General features: G+C 59.4%; 15 protein-coding genes and 1 other RNA gene. 9 read left to right on the top strand and 7 right to left on the bottom strand.

The genetic code is table 11. From position 1 onward, the window contains the following. Window positions 1–22: 22 nt before the first annotated feature. Window positions 23–925: a LysR family transcriptional regulator gene (locus WGT02_RS14235; protein WP_024313581.1), complete on the bottom strand. Its 903-nt coding sequence runs from the start codon at window positions 923–925 to the stop codon at window positions 23–25. Window positions 926–1,024: 99 nt separating this feature from the next. On the opposite strand from WGT02_RS14235, the gene WGT02_RS14230 reads away from it, so the two are divergent. From WGT02_RS14230 to WGT02_RS14215, 4 genes are all read left to right on the top strand, one after another. Continuing rightward, window positions 1,025–2,059 carry an aldo/keto reductase gene (locus WGT02_RS14230; RefSeq protein ID WP_208250146.1) on the top strand — a complete coding sequence of 345 codons (1,035 nt, stop codon included), beginning with the start codon at window positions 1,025–1,027 and terminating at the stop codon, window positions 2,057–2,059. A 107-nt stretch (window positions 2,060–2,166) separates the two neighbouring features. Continuing rightward, window positions 2,167–3,579 (top strand): FAD-binding oxidoreductase, encoded by a 1,413-nt coding sequence (locus WGT02_RS14225; protein WP_208250148.1) that lies wholly within the window; start codon window positions 2,167–2,169, stop codon window positions 3,577–3,579. Window positions 3,580–3,762: 183 nt separating this feature from the next. Continuing rightward, entirely contained in the window at window positions 3,763–7,506 is a 3,744-nt protein-coding gene (locus WGT02_RS14220; RefSeq protein WP_208250149.1) for an AsmA-like C-terminal region-containing protein, read from the top strand. A 202-nt stretch (window positions 7,507–7,708) separates the two neighbouring features. Beyond that, window positions 7,709–8,116, top strand: coding sequence for a hypothetical protein (locus WGT02_RS14215; protein ID WP_225039676.1), 408 nt, complete (start codon window positions 7,709–7,711; stop codon window positions 8,114–8,116). 1 nt (window position 8,117) lies between these two features. On the opposite strand, the gene WGT02_RS14210 is transcribed toward WGT02_RS14215, so the two are convergent. The 6 genes from WGT02_RS14210 to cmoA form a co-directional block, all read right to left on the bottom strand. Further along, window positions 8,118–8,336, bottom strand: coding sequence for a ribbon-helix-helix domain-containing protein (locus WGT02_RS14210; protein WP_024313577.1), 219 nt, complete (start codon window positions 8,334–8,336; stop codon window positions 8,118–8,120). A gap of 97 nt (window positions 8,337–8,433) precedes the next feature. Next, window positions 8,434–8,628 carry a DUF4169 family protein gene (locus tag WGT02_RS14205; RefSeq protein WP_024313576.1) on the bottom strand — a complete coding sequence of 65 codons (195 nt, stop codon included), beginning with the start codon at window positions 8,626–8,628 and terminating at the stop codon, window positions 8,434–8,436. A gap of 51 nt (window positions 8,629–8,679) precedes the next feature. Beyond that, window positions 8,680–9,189, bottom strand: coding sequence for an SspB family protein (locus WGT02_RS14200; RefSeq protein WP_208250153.1), 510 nt, complete (start codon window positions 9,187–9,189; stop codon window positions 8,680–8,682). 127 nt (window positions 9,190–9,316) lie between these two features. Then, window positions 9,317–9,686, bottom strand: a transfer-messenger RNA (tmRNA) gene (gene ssrA / locus WGT02_RS14195). Window positions 9,687–9,743: 57 nt separating this feature from the next. Then, a complete protein-coding gene (locus tag WGT02_RS14190) occupies window positions 9,744–10,346 on the bottom strand; it encodes an isoprenylcysteine carboxylmethyltransferase family protein (RefSeq protein WP_225039674.1) in 603 nt (200 codons plus the stop codon). 148 nt (window positions 10,347–10,494) lie between these two features. Further along, window positions 10,495–11,181 carry a carboxy-S-adenosyl-L-methionine synthase CmoA gene (gene cmoA / locus WGT02_RS14185; protein WP_225039828.1) on the bottom strand — a complete coding sequence of 229 codons (687 nt, stop codon included), beginning with the start codon at window positions 11,179–11,181 and terminating at the stop codon, window positions 10,495–10,497. A 338-nt stretch (window positions 11,182–11,519) separates the two neighbouring features. Here cmoA and WGT02_RS14180 point away from each other — a divergent pair, with 338 nt between their 5' ends. From WGT02_RS14180 to WGT02_RS14160, 5 genes are all read left to right on the top strand, one after another. Continuing rightward, complete coding sequence (locus WGT02_RS14180) at window positions 11,520–12,314, top strand: thymidylate synthase (RefSeq protein ID WP_024313574.1); 795 nt, start codon at window positions 11,520–11,522, stop codon at window positions 12,312–12,314. Window positions 12,315–12,326: 12 nt separating this feature from the next. Continuing rightward, window positions 12,327–12,842, top strand: coding sequence for a dihydrofolate reductase (locus WGT02_RS14175; protein ID WP_024313573.1), 516 nt, complete (start codon window positions 12,327–12,329; stop codon window positions 12,840–12,842). Between the two features lie 153 nt (window positions 12,843–12,995). After that, complete coding sequence (hflK, locus tag WGT02_RS14170) at window positions 12,996–14,081, top strand: FtsH protease activity modulator HflK (RefSeq protein WP_208250155.1); 1,086 nt, start codon at window positions 12,996–12,998, stop codon at window positions 14,079–14,081. A gap of 3 nt (window positions 14,082–14,084) precedes the next feature. After that, window positions 14,085–15,011 carry a protease modulator HflC gene (gene hflC / locus WGT02_RS14165; protein WP_024313571.1) on the top strand — a complete coding sequence of 309 codons (927 nt, stop codon included), beginning with the start codon at window positions 14,085–14,087 and terminating at the stop codon, window positions 15,009–15,011. 188 nt (window positions 15,012–15,199) lie between these two features. Further along, complete coding sequence (locus tag WGT02_RS14160) at window positions 15,200–16,789, top strand: DegQ family serine endoprotease (RefSeq protein ID WP_208250157.1); 1,590 nt, start codon at window positions 15,200–15,202, stop codon at window positions 16,787–16,789. Window positions 16,790–16,802 lie beyond the last annotated feature (13 nt).

Genomic DNA, 16,802 nt, shown 5'->3' with positions numbered 1-16,802 from the left:
AAATCCTATAGGTTTCGCAGTGTTAGAGACTGACGTGCTCCGCCAGGAAGTCGAGCAGAGCCCGCACGCGAGCCGGCAATGGACCGCCTTGGCCGATATAGACGGCGTAGAATTCCTCAATGTCGCCTGGATTGATATCCTCAAGAACCGGCACCAGCCTGCCCGCCTCGATATCGGCGCGTACGGTGAAGTTGGCGAGCCGCACGAGGCCCGCTCCTGACACGGCCATGTATCGCATCGCTTCACCGTCACCAACCTGCACGCCTGGCGTGATCGGCAGCGTGACGGTTTCGCCGTCATGGCGCAGAGGCCAGCCCTGGACGCTGCGCGCATAAGAAAAACCAATGCGGCGGTGCTGCTTCAGGTTGTCGACGGATTTCGGCTCGCCGAAACGCTTCAGATAGGCCGGCGATGCGACGATGACTTTGCGGGTGACGCCGAGCTTGCGGGCGATCAGGCTGGAGCTCTTCAGCGGTCCGGCGCGGATTGCGACATCGGCTCGATCCTCCACGAGATCAACGATGGCGTCGGTATGCGAGATGTCGAGTGTGATGGCGGGATGCAGCGCCAGAAAGTCTGAAACCAGCGGCGCAAGGATATGATGGCCGAAAGACGCGCTGGTGTTGATGCGAATGGGACCAGCAGCCTGTTCGCCGGCGGACGCATAGCGCTCGGCCTCCGCTATGTCCGCAAGGATGGAAACGCTGCGCTCGTAGAAGGCGGAGCCTTCCGGCGTCAGGTGCAGCTTGCGGGTCGAACGGTTGACGAGGCGGGCGCCGAGGCGTGCCTCAAGCCGCGCGACGAGCTTGCTGACGGCGGATGGTGTCATGCGGCAGGCGCGAGCCGCGGCCGTGAAGCCGCCGAGCTCGACGGCGCGCACGAAGACCTCCATTTCGCCGGAGCGATTGATGTCTTGTCGGCTCATGATGAATTCAATTCATGGATGGTTTTCCTTCCGGTAAGCTATATCACCGTAAATTCAGTGTCTATCTCTTCTGAGGACAACAACAGGAGGTGACCGACCATGGAATACAGAAATCTCGGCGCATCCGGCCTCAGGGTGCCGGTCTTGAGTTTCGGCGCAGGAACCTTCGGTGGCGCGGGCCCGCTCTTCGGGGCATGGGGCAATACCGATGCTGCGGAAGCGCGGCGACTGATTGATATCTCGATGGAAGCGGGCGTCAATCTCTTCGACACGGCAGATGTCTATTCGGCCGGTGCCTCCGAGGAGGTCCTTGGCCAGGCGATCGCCGGTCGGCGCGATGCGGTGCTGATCTCGACCAAAATTGCCTTGCCGATGGGCGATGGACCTGCGGATTGGGGAACGTCGCGCGCACGGCTGATCCGCTCCACGGACGAGGCGCTGAAGCGGCTGGGAACGGACTACATCGATCTGCTGCAGCTTCATGCGTTCGACGCCTCGACTCCCATCGAGGAGGTGCTTGCAACGCTGGACGGCCTGATCGCGGCAGGCAAAATCCGCTACATCGGCGTCTCTAATTTCTCGGGATGGCAACTGATGAAGTCGCTCGGCATTGCGCAGCGTCAAGGCCATCCGCGCTATGTTGCGCATCAGGTCTACTATTCCCTCGCAGGTCGCGACTACGAATGGGAACTGATGCCGCTCGCTGCCGACCAGGGCGTAGGCGCGCTGGTATGGAGTCCGCTTGCCTGGGGGCGTCTCACCGGCAAGATCCGACGCGGCCAGCCGCTGCCGGAGGGTAGCCGTCTGCACCAGACGGCCCATTACGGGCCTCCGGTCGATGACCAGAAGCTCTACGATATCATCGATGCGCTCCTGGAGATTTCCGAAGAGACCGGCAACACCGTTCCGCAGATCGCGCTCAATTGGCTCATCGGCCGTCCGACCGTCGCCAGCGTTATCATCGGTGCGCGCAACGAGGAGCAGCTTCGGCAGAATCTCGGTGCCGTCGGTTGGTCTTTGTCGAAGGAGCAGGTGGAAAAGCTCGATAAAGCCAGTGCCGTGACCGCGCCCTATCCGTACTTTCCGTACCGCAGGCAGGAAGCGTTTGCGCGGCTCAATCCGCCGTTGGTCTAAGCGGTGCTCGACAGAGAACCGTTCTCGCTAATCCTGCACTAGACAGGCGCCGTCTCTTGTCCCATACCAACCTGCCTCCGGCAGCGAAGGTGAAGGAGATCAAAGAGATGGCGCTCAAAGATGCAAAAACCGGAACACGGAACGAGGCAGGCATCGCCGCCGCTCTTGGCGCTCTGAAGCAGAGCTTTGGCGAGCGCTTTCAGACCGGCCAAGCCTTTCGCGCACAGCACGCGCACACCACCACCTACATCCCGGCGCAGCTGCCCGACGGCGTGCTACTTGCCGAGGGCAGTGACGATGTGAAGGCCGCGGTGAAGATCTGCGCCGAACATAAGGTGCCCGTCATTGGCTTTGGCACCGGTTCGTCGCTGGAGGGGCAGGTCAATGCCCCCAATGGCGGCATATCGATCGATTTCAGCCGGATGAACCGGATTCTTGAAGTCAATGCGGAAGATCTCGACTGCACCGTCGAGCCAGGTGTGACCCGTGAGGAGCTCAATACGTATCTCCGCGATACCGGACTGTTTTTCCCCATCGATCCCGGGGCAAATGCCTCGATCGGCGGCATGACCTCGACGCGGGCGTCGGGAACGAATGCCGTGCGCTACGGCACCATGAAGGACAATGTGCTCGCCGTGACGGCGGTGACTGCGAATGGGGAAGAAATCCGCACCGCGCGACGCGCACGCAAGTCGTCCGCCGGCTATGACATGACCCGGCTCTTCGTCGGTGCGGAAGGTACGCTTGGCATTTTGACCTCCGTCACGCTGCGGCTGCAGGGTATTCCGCAGAAGATCGGCGGCGGCGTCTGCGCGTTTCCGACCGTTCGGGCTGCCTGTGATGCGGTGATCATGACCATCCAGATGGGTATTCCCGTTGCCCGCATCGAACTTCTCGATGCCCTGCAAATCCGCGCCTGCAATGCCTATTCAAAGCTGAGCTATGAGGAAAAGCCGACACTCTTCCTTGAGTTTCATGGCACGGACGAAACCGTTGCATTGCAATCGGAGCAGTTTGCTGAGATTGCCGCAGAATGCGGCGGTGGCAAATTCTCATGGACGGTCAACGCCGACGAACGCAGCAAGCTCTGGAAGGCACGGCATGATGCCTACTGGGCATCGCGCGCGCTGGCGCCTGAAATGGCCGCGCTCTCGACGGACGTTTGCGTGCCGATTTCCCGCCTTGCCGATTGCATCGGCGAGACGCAGGCCGATATCGAGGAACATGGTCTGCTGGCGATGATCGTCGGGCATGCCGGTGACGGGAACTTCCATGTGCTCCTGTTGTTTGACGACAAGACGGAGGAGGGCATTGCTGTGGCTGAAGCCTTTGTCGGCCGGCTCAACGCCCGCGCTTTGGCGATGGACGGTACCTGCACCGGAGAGCACGGCATCGGCCAAGGCAAGATGGCGTTCCTTGAAGAGGAGCTTGGGGGCACGGTCGATCTCATGCGGCAGGTCAAGAAGGCGCTCGATCCGGATGATATTTTCAATCCGGGCAAGATATTCCACCGTGCCTGAAAACGAACACTCTGTTGCGCTTGTCTGTCAGGCGAGACCGACTGAGAGGGAAATGACCGGGCGTGAGGCGAATTCATCTCGAAATCAAGTAAATAGAGCACGATGTTGCCGGAAAGCTGCTTCACAGCTTTCGGTATCATGCTCTAGTGTCCGCGATGGATTCCCAAATGGAGAAGTGTTGAGTTGGTAGGCCGGTTCCTCGTCTTTTTGGGCGGAGTGATTGTCGTGGCGCTGTTCGTGGCGCTGCTGGCGCCGCTGTTTATCGACTGGACGGACTTTCGAAAGAATTTCGAGGCTCAGGCGAGCCGCATCATCGGCAAAAAGGTCATCGTCTACGGTGCGGTGGATGCGCGGCTGTTGCCGTTTCCCTCCGTGACCCTGCATGACGTGCGCGTCGGGCAGGAGCTTGACGGATCGCCGATCGTGCAGGTCGAACAGTTCTCGATGGATGCGGAACTCGCGCCGTTCCTCTCGGGCGAGGCGCTGATCTTCGACATGCGCGTGGTCAACCCGAAGGTGAAGCTGAGGCTCCTGAAAGACGGCACACTCGACTGGACCCGCGGCAGCCGACCTGAAATTCCGGCCAGGACGGTTATTCTCGAGAATGTTCACGTCAGCGGCGGCGATGTCCAGTTCATCGACGATCAGTCGGGACGGTCGCGACACATTACGGGCCTGAATGCCGAAATGTCGGCGAAGTCGCTTGCCGGTCCATGGCGGATCGAGGGCGATGCGGCTCTGGATGGGGCGCATGGCAGCTTCACGATTGCCAGTAATCAGCTGGATGAGAACGGAATCCTGCGGATGCGCACGCGGCTGCAGCCCGATAAGCAGCCGGTGACGGTGGATCTCGACGGGGAATTGAAGCTCGTCGACCGCAAACCGAACTATCAGGGAACGGTGTCGGCTTCGATCGAAAACCGGAATGGCAAGAAGGCCGACAAGGCCGATGTGCCTCCGCGATTGAAGGGGAAGTTCGAACTTACCAACGAGAGCGTTCGCATACCGGAATATCGTTTGGAGGTCGGGGCGACAGACGATCCCTACGTCGTCACCGGGGAGGCGACGCTCGACACCGGAAGCAAGCCGCAATTCCTGTTGATTGCGAACGGCCAGCAGATCGATGTCAATCGCATCGGCAATCAAGGTGCGAACGGCAAGACCACCCGTGATGCCGGCCTTTCGGCCCGGCAGCGCTTGAACGCGCTGATCCAGATTGTTTCGCAAGTGCCGGTGCCGCAGGTGCCGGGTAAGGCGAGCGTTCGATTGCCGGCGATCGTGGCGGGAGACACGACAATCCGCGACATTCAGCTCGATGTCGAACCCGCTGGCAAGGGCTGGACGATCGACAATGTGGTCGGCACGCTGCCGGGTCGTACGCAGGTGGAAGGCCAAGGCAAGCTCAATCTGCAGGGGCAGGCATCCTTCGTTGGGCAGATCACAGTGGCATCCAATCAGCCCACTGGCCTTGCGGCCTGGCTTGCAGGCTCCGTCGATCCCGCGATCCGGCAACTGCGGCAGGCGGGTTTTTCCGCAGATGTTAGCCTCACGCACGAGCGCCAGACGTTCAGCAACCTGGAAATTGCCGTTGGGCAGGCGACACTCAAGGGCAGGCTGGACCGACAGGTGGTGGCCAATCAGGCGCCGACGCTGGATGTGGCGCTTGCCGGCGATGCACTCGATCTGGATGCGCTGCGTGCGCTGACAGGATTGTTCACGGGTCAGGATGCCGGCGACAACGTGCTCGATCACAAAATCAATGCACAGCTCAAGGCCGACAAGTTTACAGCCTTTGGCGTTGAAGCGGCCGATGTCGAGACACGTTTTGCAATTGCCGATGGCGCTCTCGCGGTCGAGAAGCTTTCCGTCAAGAATCTGGCGGGTGCCGAAGTGACGGCGACCGGCCGCGCCGAAGGATCGCTGCTCGACTACACGGGCTCTGGGGAAATCACCTTCAAATCGGCCGATCCGGGCGCGTTCTTCACGATGCTGAAGCAGCATTTGCCGCCGCATCCGGTCATGGACCGGCTCGTTCGTAACGCCGCGTGGTACACGAATACCGCACTGCGCGGAGCGTTGACGCTCGGTGGTGACGAGGGCGACGGTCTGACCCTGACGTTGGCCGGGGTGAGCAACGGCAGCCGTGTCAATCTCGACTACCGCATGTCGGATCTTCTGGCGCTGACAGGCAAGGGCACGACGAGCCTTGAGGCGACGCTCGAAAACAGCGTCACCTCCATCCTGTTCGGGCAGGCCGGTCTCGATCCGTTGCCGGTCGAAGCCGACGCCAACGGGCGCCTGACTCTCAAGGTGCAGGCAGAGGGAACCGATCCCGCCGACGCACAGCTGACGTTTGCCACTGATCGCACCTCCTTTACGGCCGGCGGGAAGGTCGATGTTCGCCCGCAAGCCTTCATGAACGGACAGCTTGCGGTGTCTCTGGAGAGTGCGGACCTTGATCCGTATCTTGTCATGAACGGTATCGCCGTGCCGCAGATGGGCACCGGCCTGCCGTTCAAGCTGACGACAAACGCGACCATTGATGGCGACAAGATTGCTTTTGCTGACATCGCCGGCCATGCCGCCGACAATGAGTTCAATGGCGCCCTGACCGTTGACCGCAAAGCGGAGAAGACGACGGCAACGGGTGAATTGGCGCTTTCCAAGGCCGATGCCGCGTGGCTCGGAGAAGCCATCTACGGGCCAATGACAGATGCGGCGACTGGCGATCTGTCGGCCGGCGCGCTGGGCTTGCCAGTTTTCAAGGACATGGACGTCACCCTCAAGCTTTCCGCCAAGCAATTCTGGCCCGGTTGGTCGGGCGCTATTTCGGATTTCACCTCTGATGTGGCCTACAAGGGCGATGAACTGCAGCTGAACGGCATCAAGGGCGGCTGGGGTGGCGGCAGCCTCAACGGCAGCCTGCTGTTTACCAATGCCGATGGGACAGGCTTCTTCCAGACCAAGTTGGCGGTGACGGATGCGGATTTGGCTGGTGTCGTGTGGTCACGCGACGGAGCGCCCGTCGCAAATGGGAAGTTCGGGCTGGCACTCTCCACGGAAGCCTCCGGCAAGTCGATGAAGGACATCGTCGGTTCGCTGAACGGCTCCGGCGAGCTTCGGCTTGGAGATACCAGTGTTCGCGGTCTCAATCTCGGCATGCTGGCGCCGTTGCTGGCTGCGACCGATCCGATGCAGGATCAGTTGAATGCCGGCAAGGTTCATCCGATCGTTGAGACATTGCTCAACAACGGCGAGGCGAAACTGCCGCCGGCCGCTATTCCATTCAACGTGACGGATGGGGTTCTGCGCTTTCAGAACGTCAGCGTGACGACCGACCAGGCGACGGTCGTTGGCAACGGCCAGATCGATCTGCCGCAGGAGCGCATCAACGCGTCGCTCAACATTGCGCTGAATCCGGGCGGCGAGGTGCTTGCGGGCGCGGAGCCCGCCGTACGCCTCGACTTTTCGGGACTGCTCGCGTCGCCTGGACGAACCATGGATGTCACCGATATCACCGGCTATTTGTCGCTGCGTGCCTTCGAGCGTGAACGCCGGCGTGTCGAGCGTTTGCAGTCAAACGTTCTGGAAAAGCAGCGGTTGCGCCGCGAAGTCGCTCTCTACAAGTTCAATGACGCAGAGCGCCAAAAGGCTGCAGCCTTCGAGGCAGAGCGACGGGCCGAAGAGCAGCGTCTGAGAGCTTTGGCCGCACAGGCCGAGCGCGAGAGGCAGGCGGCTGAAGCGAAAGCAAAGGCCGAAGCAGAAGCAAAAACCAAAGCCGATGCCGAAGCACGCGCGAAGGCGGCGGAAGAGAAGGCTGCCGCGGATGCTGCGCGACGTGCTCAAGAGCAGCTTGCCGTTCCCCCCGAGAACTCTCTCAATTTCAAGACGATACCCGGGTTGCCCGGTGTGCAGATGCCGCAGTAGCGGATTTTATGGACGCTCTCAATGGTTGTATTTTGAGCGAATCTGGTTAGCTGGCGGGCATTGTGACGACTGGAGCCAGAATACTCGATGAGTTCGACCAGACTTATGTTGGCGCTTGTCGCCGCTCCGTGTTGGCCTGACGGTTGCCTCGCCGGCCGGTGCTGGGGCCGAGGACAGTATCCCGGCATTCTGGCACAAGAGCATGACCAATGATCCTGCCAGCAATCTCTACCTCGCAAAATTCACGCGACGGCTCAATACGCCGGAGGCCGGATTGCTGCGGACCGTTATCCTGTCGCTGATGGCGGGGCATGCCTGCAAGGGATCGGCAACAGACGAGGGCGCCGGGATCGCGTTTTTGAAACAGAACGGCTATTTCGATTTGCGCGGCAAAGCCTGGGACGACGCGAATTTTCTGGCACAGACCGAGTTCAAACAGTTCGACTACAGGGAGCTTGCACACCTCTGCGCAGGCATAGACTATCTCTTCGGCAACGACGGGATTATTGCAAGGAACGTCGTGTCGAAAGGCCTGGGCGAGCCAAGCTTCCCCTACGATCCGAACAATCCGTACATTCGGGTACCCGGCCTGCCGAAACGAGGGAAATGACCTAGCTCGCGCGCTTGGATTTCAGCCAGTGAAGGACATGAAGGCGAAGCGCTGAGGAGAGGTTGCTCTCCGGCTGCCGTTGATCGTCGATATCGGAGATCAGGGCTGCGAGCGGGACGGCGCGCGCCTTGGCAATTGCGTTCAGCTCGGTCCAGAATTCGTCTTCCAGGGAAAAGCTGGTGCGGTGGCCGTGCAGAGTAGCGGAGTGCTTGCGGATCATCGCCAGGCTTCAGAATTCGATCCAACGTGCTGAGGAAACGATTCCAGAAAACCAGCCAACTGACTGATGCGAGAATCCTTTTCGTTTCTCAAGACGCTCATATGTCGTCTTCGGATTTCTCGATCCGGCCTTGCTGATGAGAGCGTTCGGCCTTCTCATTGAGTGCCTTCGTGAGCTGCTTTTCGGCCTTGGTGCGGCCGAAAGAAATGCGGTTTTGCTCCGCCTGTTTCTCTTTCTCGGCGCGGGTCCGTTTCTTTTTGAATTGACGCAAATTGACGACTTCGGCGGTCACGGCTGGCCTCGATCGGAATTGAAAAAAGGGAAGAAATTGCTTCCCTTCGTTTTACTGTTTCTTTCGAAAGGCGTCGAGCGAGACGACCGAACCAGGCTTCTTTTCCTCGCCATCCGCCTTGCTGGTTGGCGTTTCCTCGGGCTTCTCGGCCGAGACCGGATAAGCAGTGATTTCGGCGTCCGGAAGCTCGTCGCCGTCAGCGAGAGGTACGTCGAACTCCAGCTCGAAGTTGACGGAGGGATCGTAGAAGCCACGGATAGCGTTGAATGGAATAAACAGCTTCTCCGGAACGTCCGAAAAGGAAAGGCCAATCTCGAACGTGGTCTCAGTGATCTTCAACTCCCAGAACTGGTGCTGAATGACGATTGTCATTTGTTCCGGATATTTCGACTTCAGGTGCTGCGAAATGCGAACACCCGGCGCGCCCGTGAGAAAGGTAATGAAGAAATGATGCTCGCCCGGCAGGCGACCCGTCGCGGCAACTTCAGACAAAACCTTGCGGATGACGCCACGCAGTGCGTCCTGTGCCAGAATGTCGTAACGGATGTGATCCTGCCCCATGCTTTCCTGTCTTTCTTTAGGTTCGGACTCGTTTCCCAAGGCTGTATGGCATGCCAAGACGCCCTGGAAAAGGCCTGAGCCGATTCATGCTTGACCAAACCATACATGATTTGCGCGCAAGGGAGAAGGTGAAGGCTTCTGTTGCCAGGTGCCTTCGGACCCCGCCTAGAGGTGCGAACCACTAGGGCTTTATTTGAAGTGTCACACCGCGATTAAGCAGCGAGACGAGCTTCCGCATAGTTGTCGTTTGCAACTACAATTTTAGCCCGATAACGGCGGTACAATGCCGAGCAAAAAGACGATCTTTACACCCTTGTCGATCCTGTTTCGCCCCCATCAAAAGCCGGCCATCTCATTGCAAGGTCGCCGGTTTTTGGTGGAGGCGCCGGGTACCGCCCCCGGGTCCAATAGGTTTATTACACCGCTCATTTATCGCCATAGCCGATCCGAAGACCGGCATGGCTGATATAGTGTTTTCCGTTTCGTATGGGAAGAGGCGTCGTCACAAAACCGTGTCGTAACGGAGCAGGAAAGAGAAAAGGTCGCTGGCCGCTCTAGGAGATGGCTTTCGGATCATTGAAGACACCACGCTTCTCGAGCAGACTGACCATTCCGGTCGCGGCTCCCACGACGGCCATAAAGAAGCCGAGAAGCGAGATGTAAGGCAGAGACAGCGCATTGGCTGCACCTGCAGCCCGGTAGATCTCGATCAGGAGAACAGCGAGCAGCGCGGCAGAGACAGTCGAATAGTCCTTCGCGATTACTCGCTTCACATTGAAGACCATCCCGTGGGTTGCCTGCGCAAAGTTGCTAAAACGTAGCATCCAGCGAGGGACGTCCGCACAGTAGGCCCGGTATGCATCTCCAAACTTGTCTTCGAGGAACGCTTCTTCGGCATAGACGATGCATTGGTAGATGAACATGAAGAGAGCTATGCCGACAATCACGACGGTCGGATTGCCGTGCAGCAGGAAGACCCCTGCGTAGACCAGCATGTTTCCGACATAGAGTGGATTGCGGCAAACGCCGAACATGCCTTCCGTCACGAGGTCGCTGGCGTAGACGCGCTTCTTCAAACCGCCCCGCTTGATATAGGCGTAGCCGATCACCGTTGCCCGCAGGGCCAGGCCGGAAAACACGATCAAAAGCGCGATCACGTCTTTGACACGCTCAGCGGTAACGCTTCCGCCGGGGGCGGCGACATCAGAAACAGGGCGACAATTATGAGCGGAAACACCTGGTTACGGTATTTGAAGAAGAAGTTCCCGATGTGGATCATGGTTGCTTTCATGTTGGCGCCCAGCCTCACTTGACGGCTATGATGCCGCAGAAATTGTACCAGCGGAAAAAGACCTCGACGCTGCGAAAGCCGACTTCCTTCAGAAGCTGCATGTTCTCTTCCAGACGATAGGGGATGAGCACGTTTTCGAGTGCTTCGCGCTTCTGCGATATCTCGATTTCGGAGTAACCGTTTCGTCGCTTGAAGTCGTAATAGTGGCGGATGAACAGGCGGTTGAAGGCGGTATCCTCGCTGGTCAACTTCTCGACGAGCAGCAGGCAACCCTGATCGTTCAGGCCGGAGAAGATCATCCTCATCACGCGCTCGCGAAACAGCGGGCGAATGAACTGCAGCGTCAGCAGCATGGTTACGACGCTGGCGTTCTCCATATAGAGACCCTGGTGAAGATCGACGACTTTCAGGTCCATCGGTCGCTGCGTGTCTGCATGCTGGATTTTCTGCGTCGCTTTTTTCAGCATGTCAGGGGCATTGTCGACGCCGATGAAATTGACGGTCGGATCGATCACTCGGTCGAGGGTGAGCAACGTGGTCGCCGTCGAACAGCCGATGTCGTAGAGATTGGTCTTCGGTTTGGCGTAGTCCTGCGCCAGCTCGCCGACCATCCGCTGCATTTCTTCGTAATACGGCACGGATCGGCTGACCATGTCGTCGAAAACATCGGCGACCTTCGCATTGAATGTGAAGTCGCCGATGGGCTGATCCTGCTGGGCGAATACTTCGTCGCGCCGCTATGCTTGTAGCTGCAATCGTACTGGGCTCTCGGCCATCATTTCCCCCCAAAACTTGCGGCTGGCCCCAAGGGGGGTCGGCGACATTGCCGCCAGTATCCTGATGGTGCTGATTCCCCGTGGAGCGCCCCCGCGCCGAGCACAGGGAGACATGTGAAGCTGACGATAACCTCAAAGTGCTGCGCGTCGCGGGTTGCATCCTGACAGGCAGGGCGGAGATTTGCCGGGATAAAGACAGCGCGGCGATTGGTTTCGTTGGTCAAAGCGCCTAAATAGGTAAGGAACGGAATCGGCGGCAAACGATGAAGCAGTATCTCGATCTCTTGAAGCATGTGATGGAACACGGAACAGATCGCGGGGACCGCACGGGCACCGGCACACGTTCCGTATTCGGCTATCAGATGCGGTTCGACCTGCAGGAAGGCTTTCCGGTTCTGACGACCAAAAAGCTGCACCTGCGTTCCATTATCCACGAACTTCTCTGGTTCCTGCGCGGCGACACCAATATCGGCTACCTCAAGGACAATGGCGTATCGATCTGGGACGAATGGGCCGACGAGAACGGCGACCTCGGACCGGTCTACGGCGCTCAGTGGCGCTCCTGGCCAGCTCCCGATGGCGGTCATATCGACCAGATCGCCAATCTCGTTGCTGGCATCGTCAAGAATCCGAATTCGCGCCGGCATATCGTTTCGGCGTGGAATCCAGCTGAGGTGGATGAGATGGCGTTGCCGCCGTGCCATTGCCTGTTCCAGTTCTACGTCGCCGACGGAAAGCTTTCCTGCCAGCTTTATCAGCGCTCTGCCGACATCTTCCTCGGCGTGCCCTTCAACATCGCCTCGTATGCACTGTTAACGATGATGGTGGCGCAGGTGACGGGGCTGAAGCTCGGCGATTTCGTCCACACGCTCGGCGATGCGCACCTTTATCACAACCACTTCGAGCAGGCGAAACTGCAGCTCACGCGTACGCCGAAGCCGTTGCCGTTCATGCGGATCAACGCCGAAGTGAACGATATCTTCGGCTTCATGTTCGATGATTTCGAGCTGATCGGCTATGAGGCCGATGCCAGCATCAAGGCGCCGATCGCGGTCTGATCAGGGACATCCATGTCGGGAATTCGCAAGACCATCGTGGTGGCCGTCTCCAAGAACGGCATCATCGGGCGAGACGGGGACATGCCCTGGCGGCTATCCACCGATCTTAAGCGATTCAAGGCGCTGACGCTGGGCAAGCCCGTCATTATGGGTCGGAAGACCTATGACTCGATCGGCAAACCGTTGCCTGGACGCGCGAATGTTGTCATCTCGCGCCAGGCGACTGCGATCGACCATCGGGATGTGCGCATGGCCGGTTCGCTGAACGAAGCCGTCAATCGTGCCGAGGAAATTGCCGCGCACAATGGCGAGGGCGAAATCTGCATCATCGGTGGTGGCCAAATATACGCGCAGGCCATCAATCTAGCCGATCGGCTGTGTGTGACGCACGTCGAAACCTTCGTTGAAGGCGACACCTCGTTTCCCGCGATTGACGCGACGCTCTGGAAGGTGACGGAGACGATCGATGTGCCAGCAGGCGACAAGGATAACTATCCTACGAGATTCGTCGTCTACGACAGGCGCTAAACGCTGAAAACCAACTATTTTCCAATAAATATCGTCAAGTTCCTCATGCTGCGTTGAAAGCAGCTGCGGCGATACCTATAACGGTCACGATCGCCAATATCCGCCGCCCCCGCGGGTTCGGCGATCGAGAGTTTAACGAATAACGAGGTTTTGATGCCCTGGAGCAATCAGAATGGCGGCGGCGGCCCTTGGGGCGGCGGCGGCGGTAACAATCAGGGACCATGGGGGCAAGGACCCAATCGCCCACGCGGGGGCGGCAAGGGCGGACCGCCCGATCTCGAGGATATCATCCGGCGCGGACAGGATCAGCTGCGCAACATTGTGCCTGGCGGGTTCAACGGCGGCGTGCTCGTCATTGTCGCTGCGATTTTGGTGGTGTTCTGGCTCTTCCAGTGCATCTACATCGTCCAGCCGGATGAGCGCGGCGTCGAATTGCGTTTCGGCAATCCGAAGGAAGAGATTTCCACACCTGGCCTGCATTTCCACCTATGGCCGATGGAAACCATCGAAATCGTCAAGGTGACGATGCAGCAGCAGAACATAGGCGCCGCGTCGACGTCCTCCTCTTCGCCGAGCGGCCTGATGCTTTCCGGCGACCAGAACATCCTGAACGTTCAATTCTCCGTCTTCTTCACGGTCAGCGATCCGAAGGCCTATCTTTTCAACGTCGAGAATCCGGCCGAAACCCTGCAGCAGGTCGCCGAAAGCGCCATGCGCGAAGTCGTCGGTCGCCGTCCTGCCCAGGATGCGTTCCGTGACAATCGTCAACCGATCGAGACCGAAGTCGCCAATATCGTCCAGGGAACGATGGACCGTTACAGGGCTGGTATCTCCATCGGCGCCGTGACGATCCAGGACGTGGCGCCGCCGCGTGAAGTTGCCGATGCCTTCGAAGAAGTGCAGCGTGCCGACCAGGACAAGCAGCGACTGGTCGAAGAGGCCAATCAGTACGCCAACCAGAAGCTCGGTCAGGCGCGCGGTGACGCCGCCCAGATCCGTGAAGCCGCGGCAGCCTACAAGAACCGCGTCGTCAAGGAAGCTGAAGGTGAGGCGCAGCGCTTCGCGTCGATCAACGAACAATACGCGAAGGCGCCTGATGTCACCCGGACGCGCCTCTTCCTCGAAACGATGGAGCAAGTCCTGAAGAATTCCAAGAAGGTCGTGATCGACGAGAAGCAGGGGGTTGTGCCTTATCTGCCGCTGAACGAGATCGGCAAACCGGCACAGCAGGGAGGTTGAGCCATGACATCGAACAGGCTTCCTCTCATTCTCGGCATCCTCGCCGTCGTCTTGGTTGCGCTCTACTCTTCGGTCTTCGTGGTGAACGCGCGTGAGCAGGCAATCGTTGTCCGCTTCGGCCAGATCCAGTCGGTAAAGACCGAACCGGGTATTTACTTCAAGCTGCCGTTTGCCTTCATGGATGCCGACCGCGTCCAGATCGTCGAAAGACAGGCACTCCGCTTCGACCTCGACAACATTCGCGTCCAGGTTCGCGGTGGCGCGACCTTCGATGTCGATGCCTTCGTGGTCTATGACATCAGAGACGTGCGCAAGTTCCGCGAAACCGTCTCGGGCGATCGCGAGGCAGCGGAAGCGCGCCTTCGTACCCAGCTCGATTCTTCGCTACGCCGTGTCTACGGTCTGCGCGACTTCGATGCTGCGCTGTCGGAAGAGCGTGTGGCGATGATGCTTGAGGTTCGCGACGATCTGCATCGCGATGCCGAAGACCTCGGCCTCAACATTCAGGACGTGCGCATCCGTCGTACGGATCTGACGCGCGAAGTTGCGCCGAAGACCTATGACCGCATGCGCGCCGAGCGACTTGCCGAAGCTGAACTCCTGCGCGCACAGGGTACGGAAGAGGGCCAGCGCCGCCGGGCTATCGCAGACAGGCAGGTGGTCGAGATCACTGCCGATGCGCAGCGTGATTCCGAAATCCTGCGTGGCCAAGGCGATGCCGAGCGGAACCGGTTGTTTGCGGATGCCTTCAGCAAGGATCCCGCCTTCTTCGAGTTCTATCGCTCGATGGCAGCCTATTCCACGGCTCTGACTTCTCAGGACACGACACTGGTGATCTCGCCAAACTCGCAGTTCTTCCGTTTCTTCAACGACGCAAGCGGCGCGCCACGAAACCCATCGCCGGCAATGCCGACCGCGCCGGCGAACTGATCGGCGCATCGGGACGTGCAAAAACACGAAGGGCCGGCGGCTTTGCCGGCCCTTTTTGCATTGCGACATGATGGTGGCGAGCGCGGCGGATAGATTGCGCGGGATTTCGCGAAAAGGTGATTTCACCCTCCATCATTCCGCCTTATGCTGGTGCTCAGAGTGCGTTTTATTTGAAATGAGGATGCTTGATGGCCCCGACGACTCGCCCGACCTTCAGACGATCGCTCGCTCTCCTGGCCGGCGCCGCACTTCTGGCTAACATTGGGTTCACAGGCGCGGTCCACGCACAGGGCACGCCGCCGATGAACGGGCCGGCATCTGTTGCCGATCTCGCCGAAGGGCTTCTCAACGCCGTCGTGAACATTTCGACGTCACAGAATGTCAAGGACGACGAGGGCGTTGGTCCGGCACCGCGCGCGCCTGACGGTTCGCCCTTCCAGGAATTCTTCAACGACTTCTTCAACAAGCAGAAGGGCAATAAGGGCGGCAACCACAACGTCAATTCGCTGGGTTCCGGATTCGTCATCGATCCGCAAGGCTACATCGTCACGAACAATCACGTGATTGAGGGGGCCGACGACATCGAAGTCAATTTCGCCGATGGCACCAAGCTGAAGGCGAAGCTGATCGGGACCGATACGAAGACCGATCTTTCTGTCCTGAAGGTCGAGCCGAAGGCACCGCTGACGGCCGTCAAATTCGGTGATTCCAGTGGGATGCGCATCGGCGACTGGGTCATGGCGATCGGCAATCCCTTCGGCTTCGGTGGGTCCGTGACCGTCGGCATCATTTCGGGACGTGGACGCAACATCAACGCCGGCCCCTACGACAATTTCATCCAGACGGATGCGGCCATCAACAAGGGCAATTCCGGTGGTCCGCTTTTCAACATGAAGGGTGAGGTTATCGGCATCAACACGGCGATCATTTCGCCGAGCGGCGGATCGATCGGTATCGGCTTCTCGGTGCCGTCGGAACTGGCGGCTGGTGTCGTTGAGCAGTTGCGCGAGTTTGGCGAGACGCGCCGCGGCTGGCTCGGCGTGCGTATCCAGCCGGTTACCGACGATGTTGCCGACAGCCTCGGCCTTTCGAGCGCCAAGGGCGCGCTGGTGGCCGGCGTCATCAAGGGCGGTCCGGTCGATGACGGCTCGATCAAGGCGGGCGATGTCATTCTGAAATTCGACGGCAAGCCGGTCAATGAGATGCGCGACCTGCCGCGCGTCGTGGCGGAAAGCCCGGTCGGCAAGGAAGTGGACGTCGTCGTACTTCGCGATGGCAAGGAGCAGACCGTGAAGGTGAAGCTCGGCCGCCTTGAAGATAGCGATCAGGCCGCCTCGAACGATGCCGATTCCAACAAGGGTGTGATCAATCCGGATCCTGATGAAAATCAGGATATGGACGAGCCCGATGACCAGCAGAGCCAGCCAATGCCGGATGGCAAGGGTAAGGCGGACCAGGCAACGCCGGATGCAACGAATCCCAAGAACGTACTCGGCCTCTCGCTTTCGGAGCTCAGCGCCGAGACGCGCAAGACCTTCGGCATTGCCGAAAGCGTTGATGGCGTGCTCGTCGCTGAGGTCGCGCCTGGCTCGCTTGCTGCTGAAAAGGGCTTGAAGCCCGGCGACGTGATCGTCGAGGTGGCGCAGGAGTTCATGCGCTCGCCGGAGGCTGTTGCCGCGAAGGTGCAGTCGCTGAAGCAGGAAGGGCGGCGCAATGCACAGATGATGATCGCCTCGGCGAATGGCGACCTGCGTTTCGTGGCGGTGCCGATGGAATAACAAGACGCGGGGT

This window comes from Rhizobium sp. T1470 (assembly GCF_042140505.1).
Taxonomy (GTDB): Bacteria; Pseudomonadota; Alphaproteobacteria; order Rhizobiales; family Rhizobiaceae; genus Rhizobium; species Rhizobium favelukesii.
Note: the sequence above shows the minus strand (reverse complement) of the source record. Positions and strands in the feature narration are given on the sequence as shown.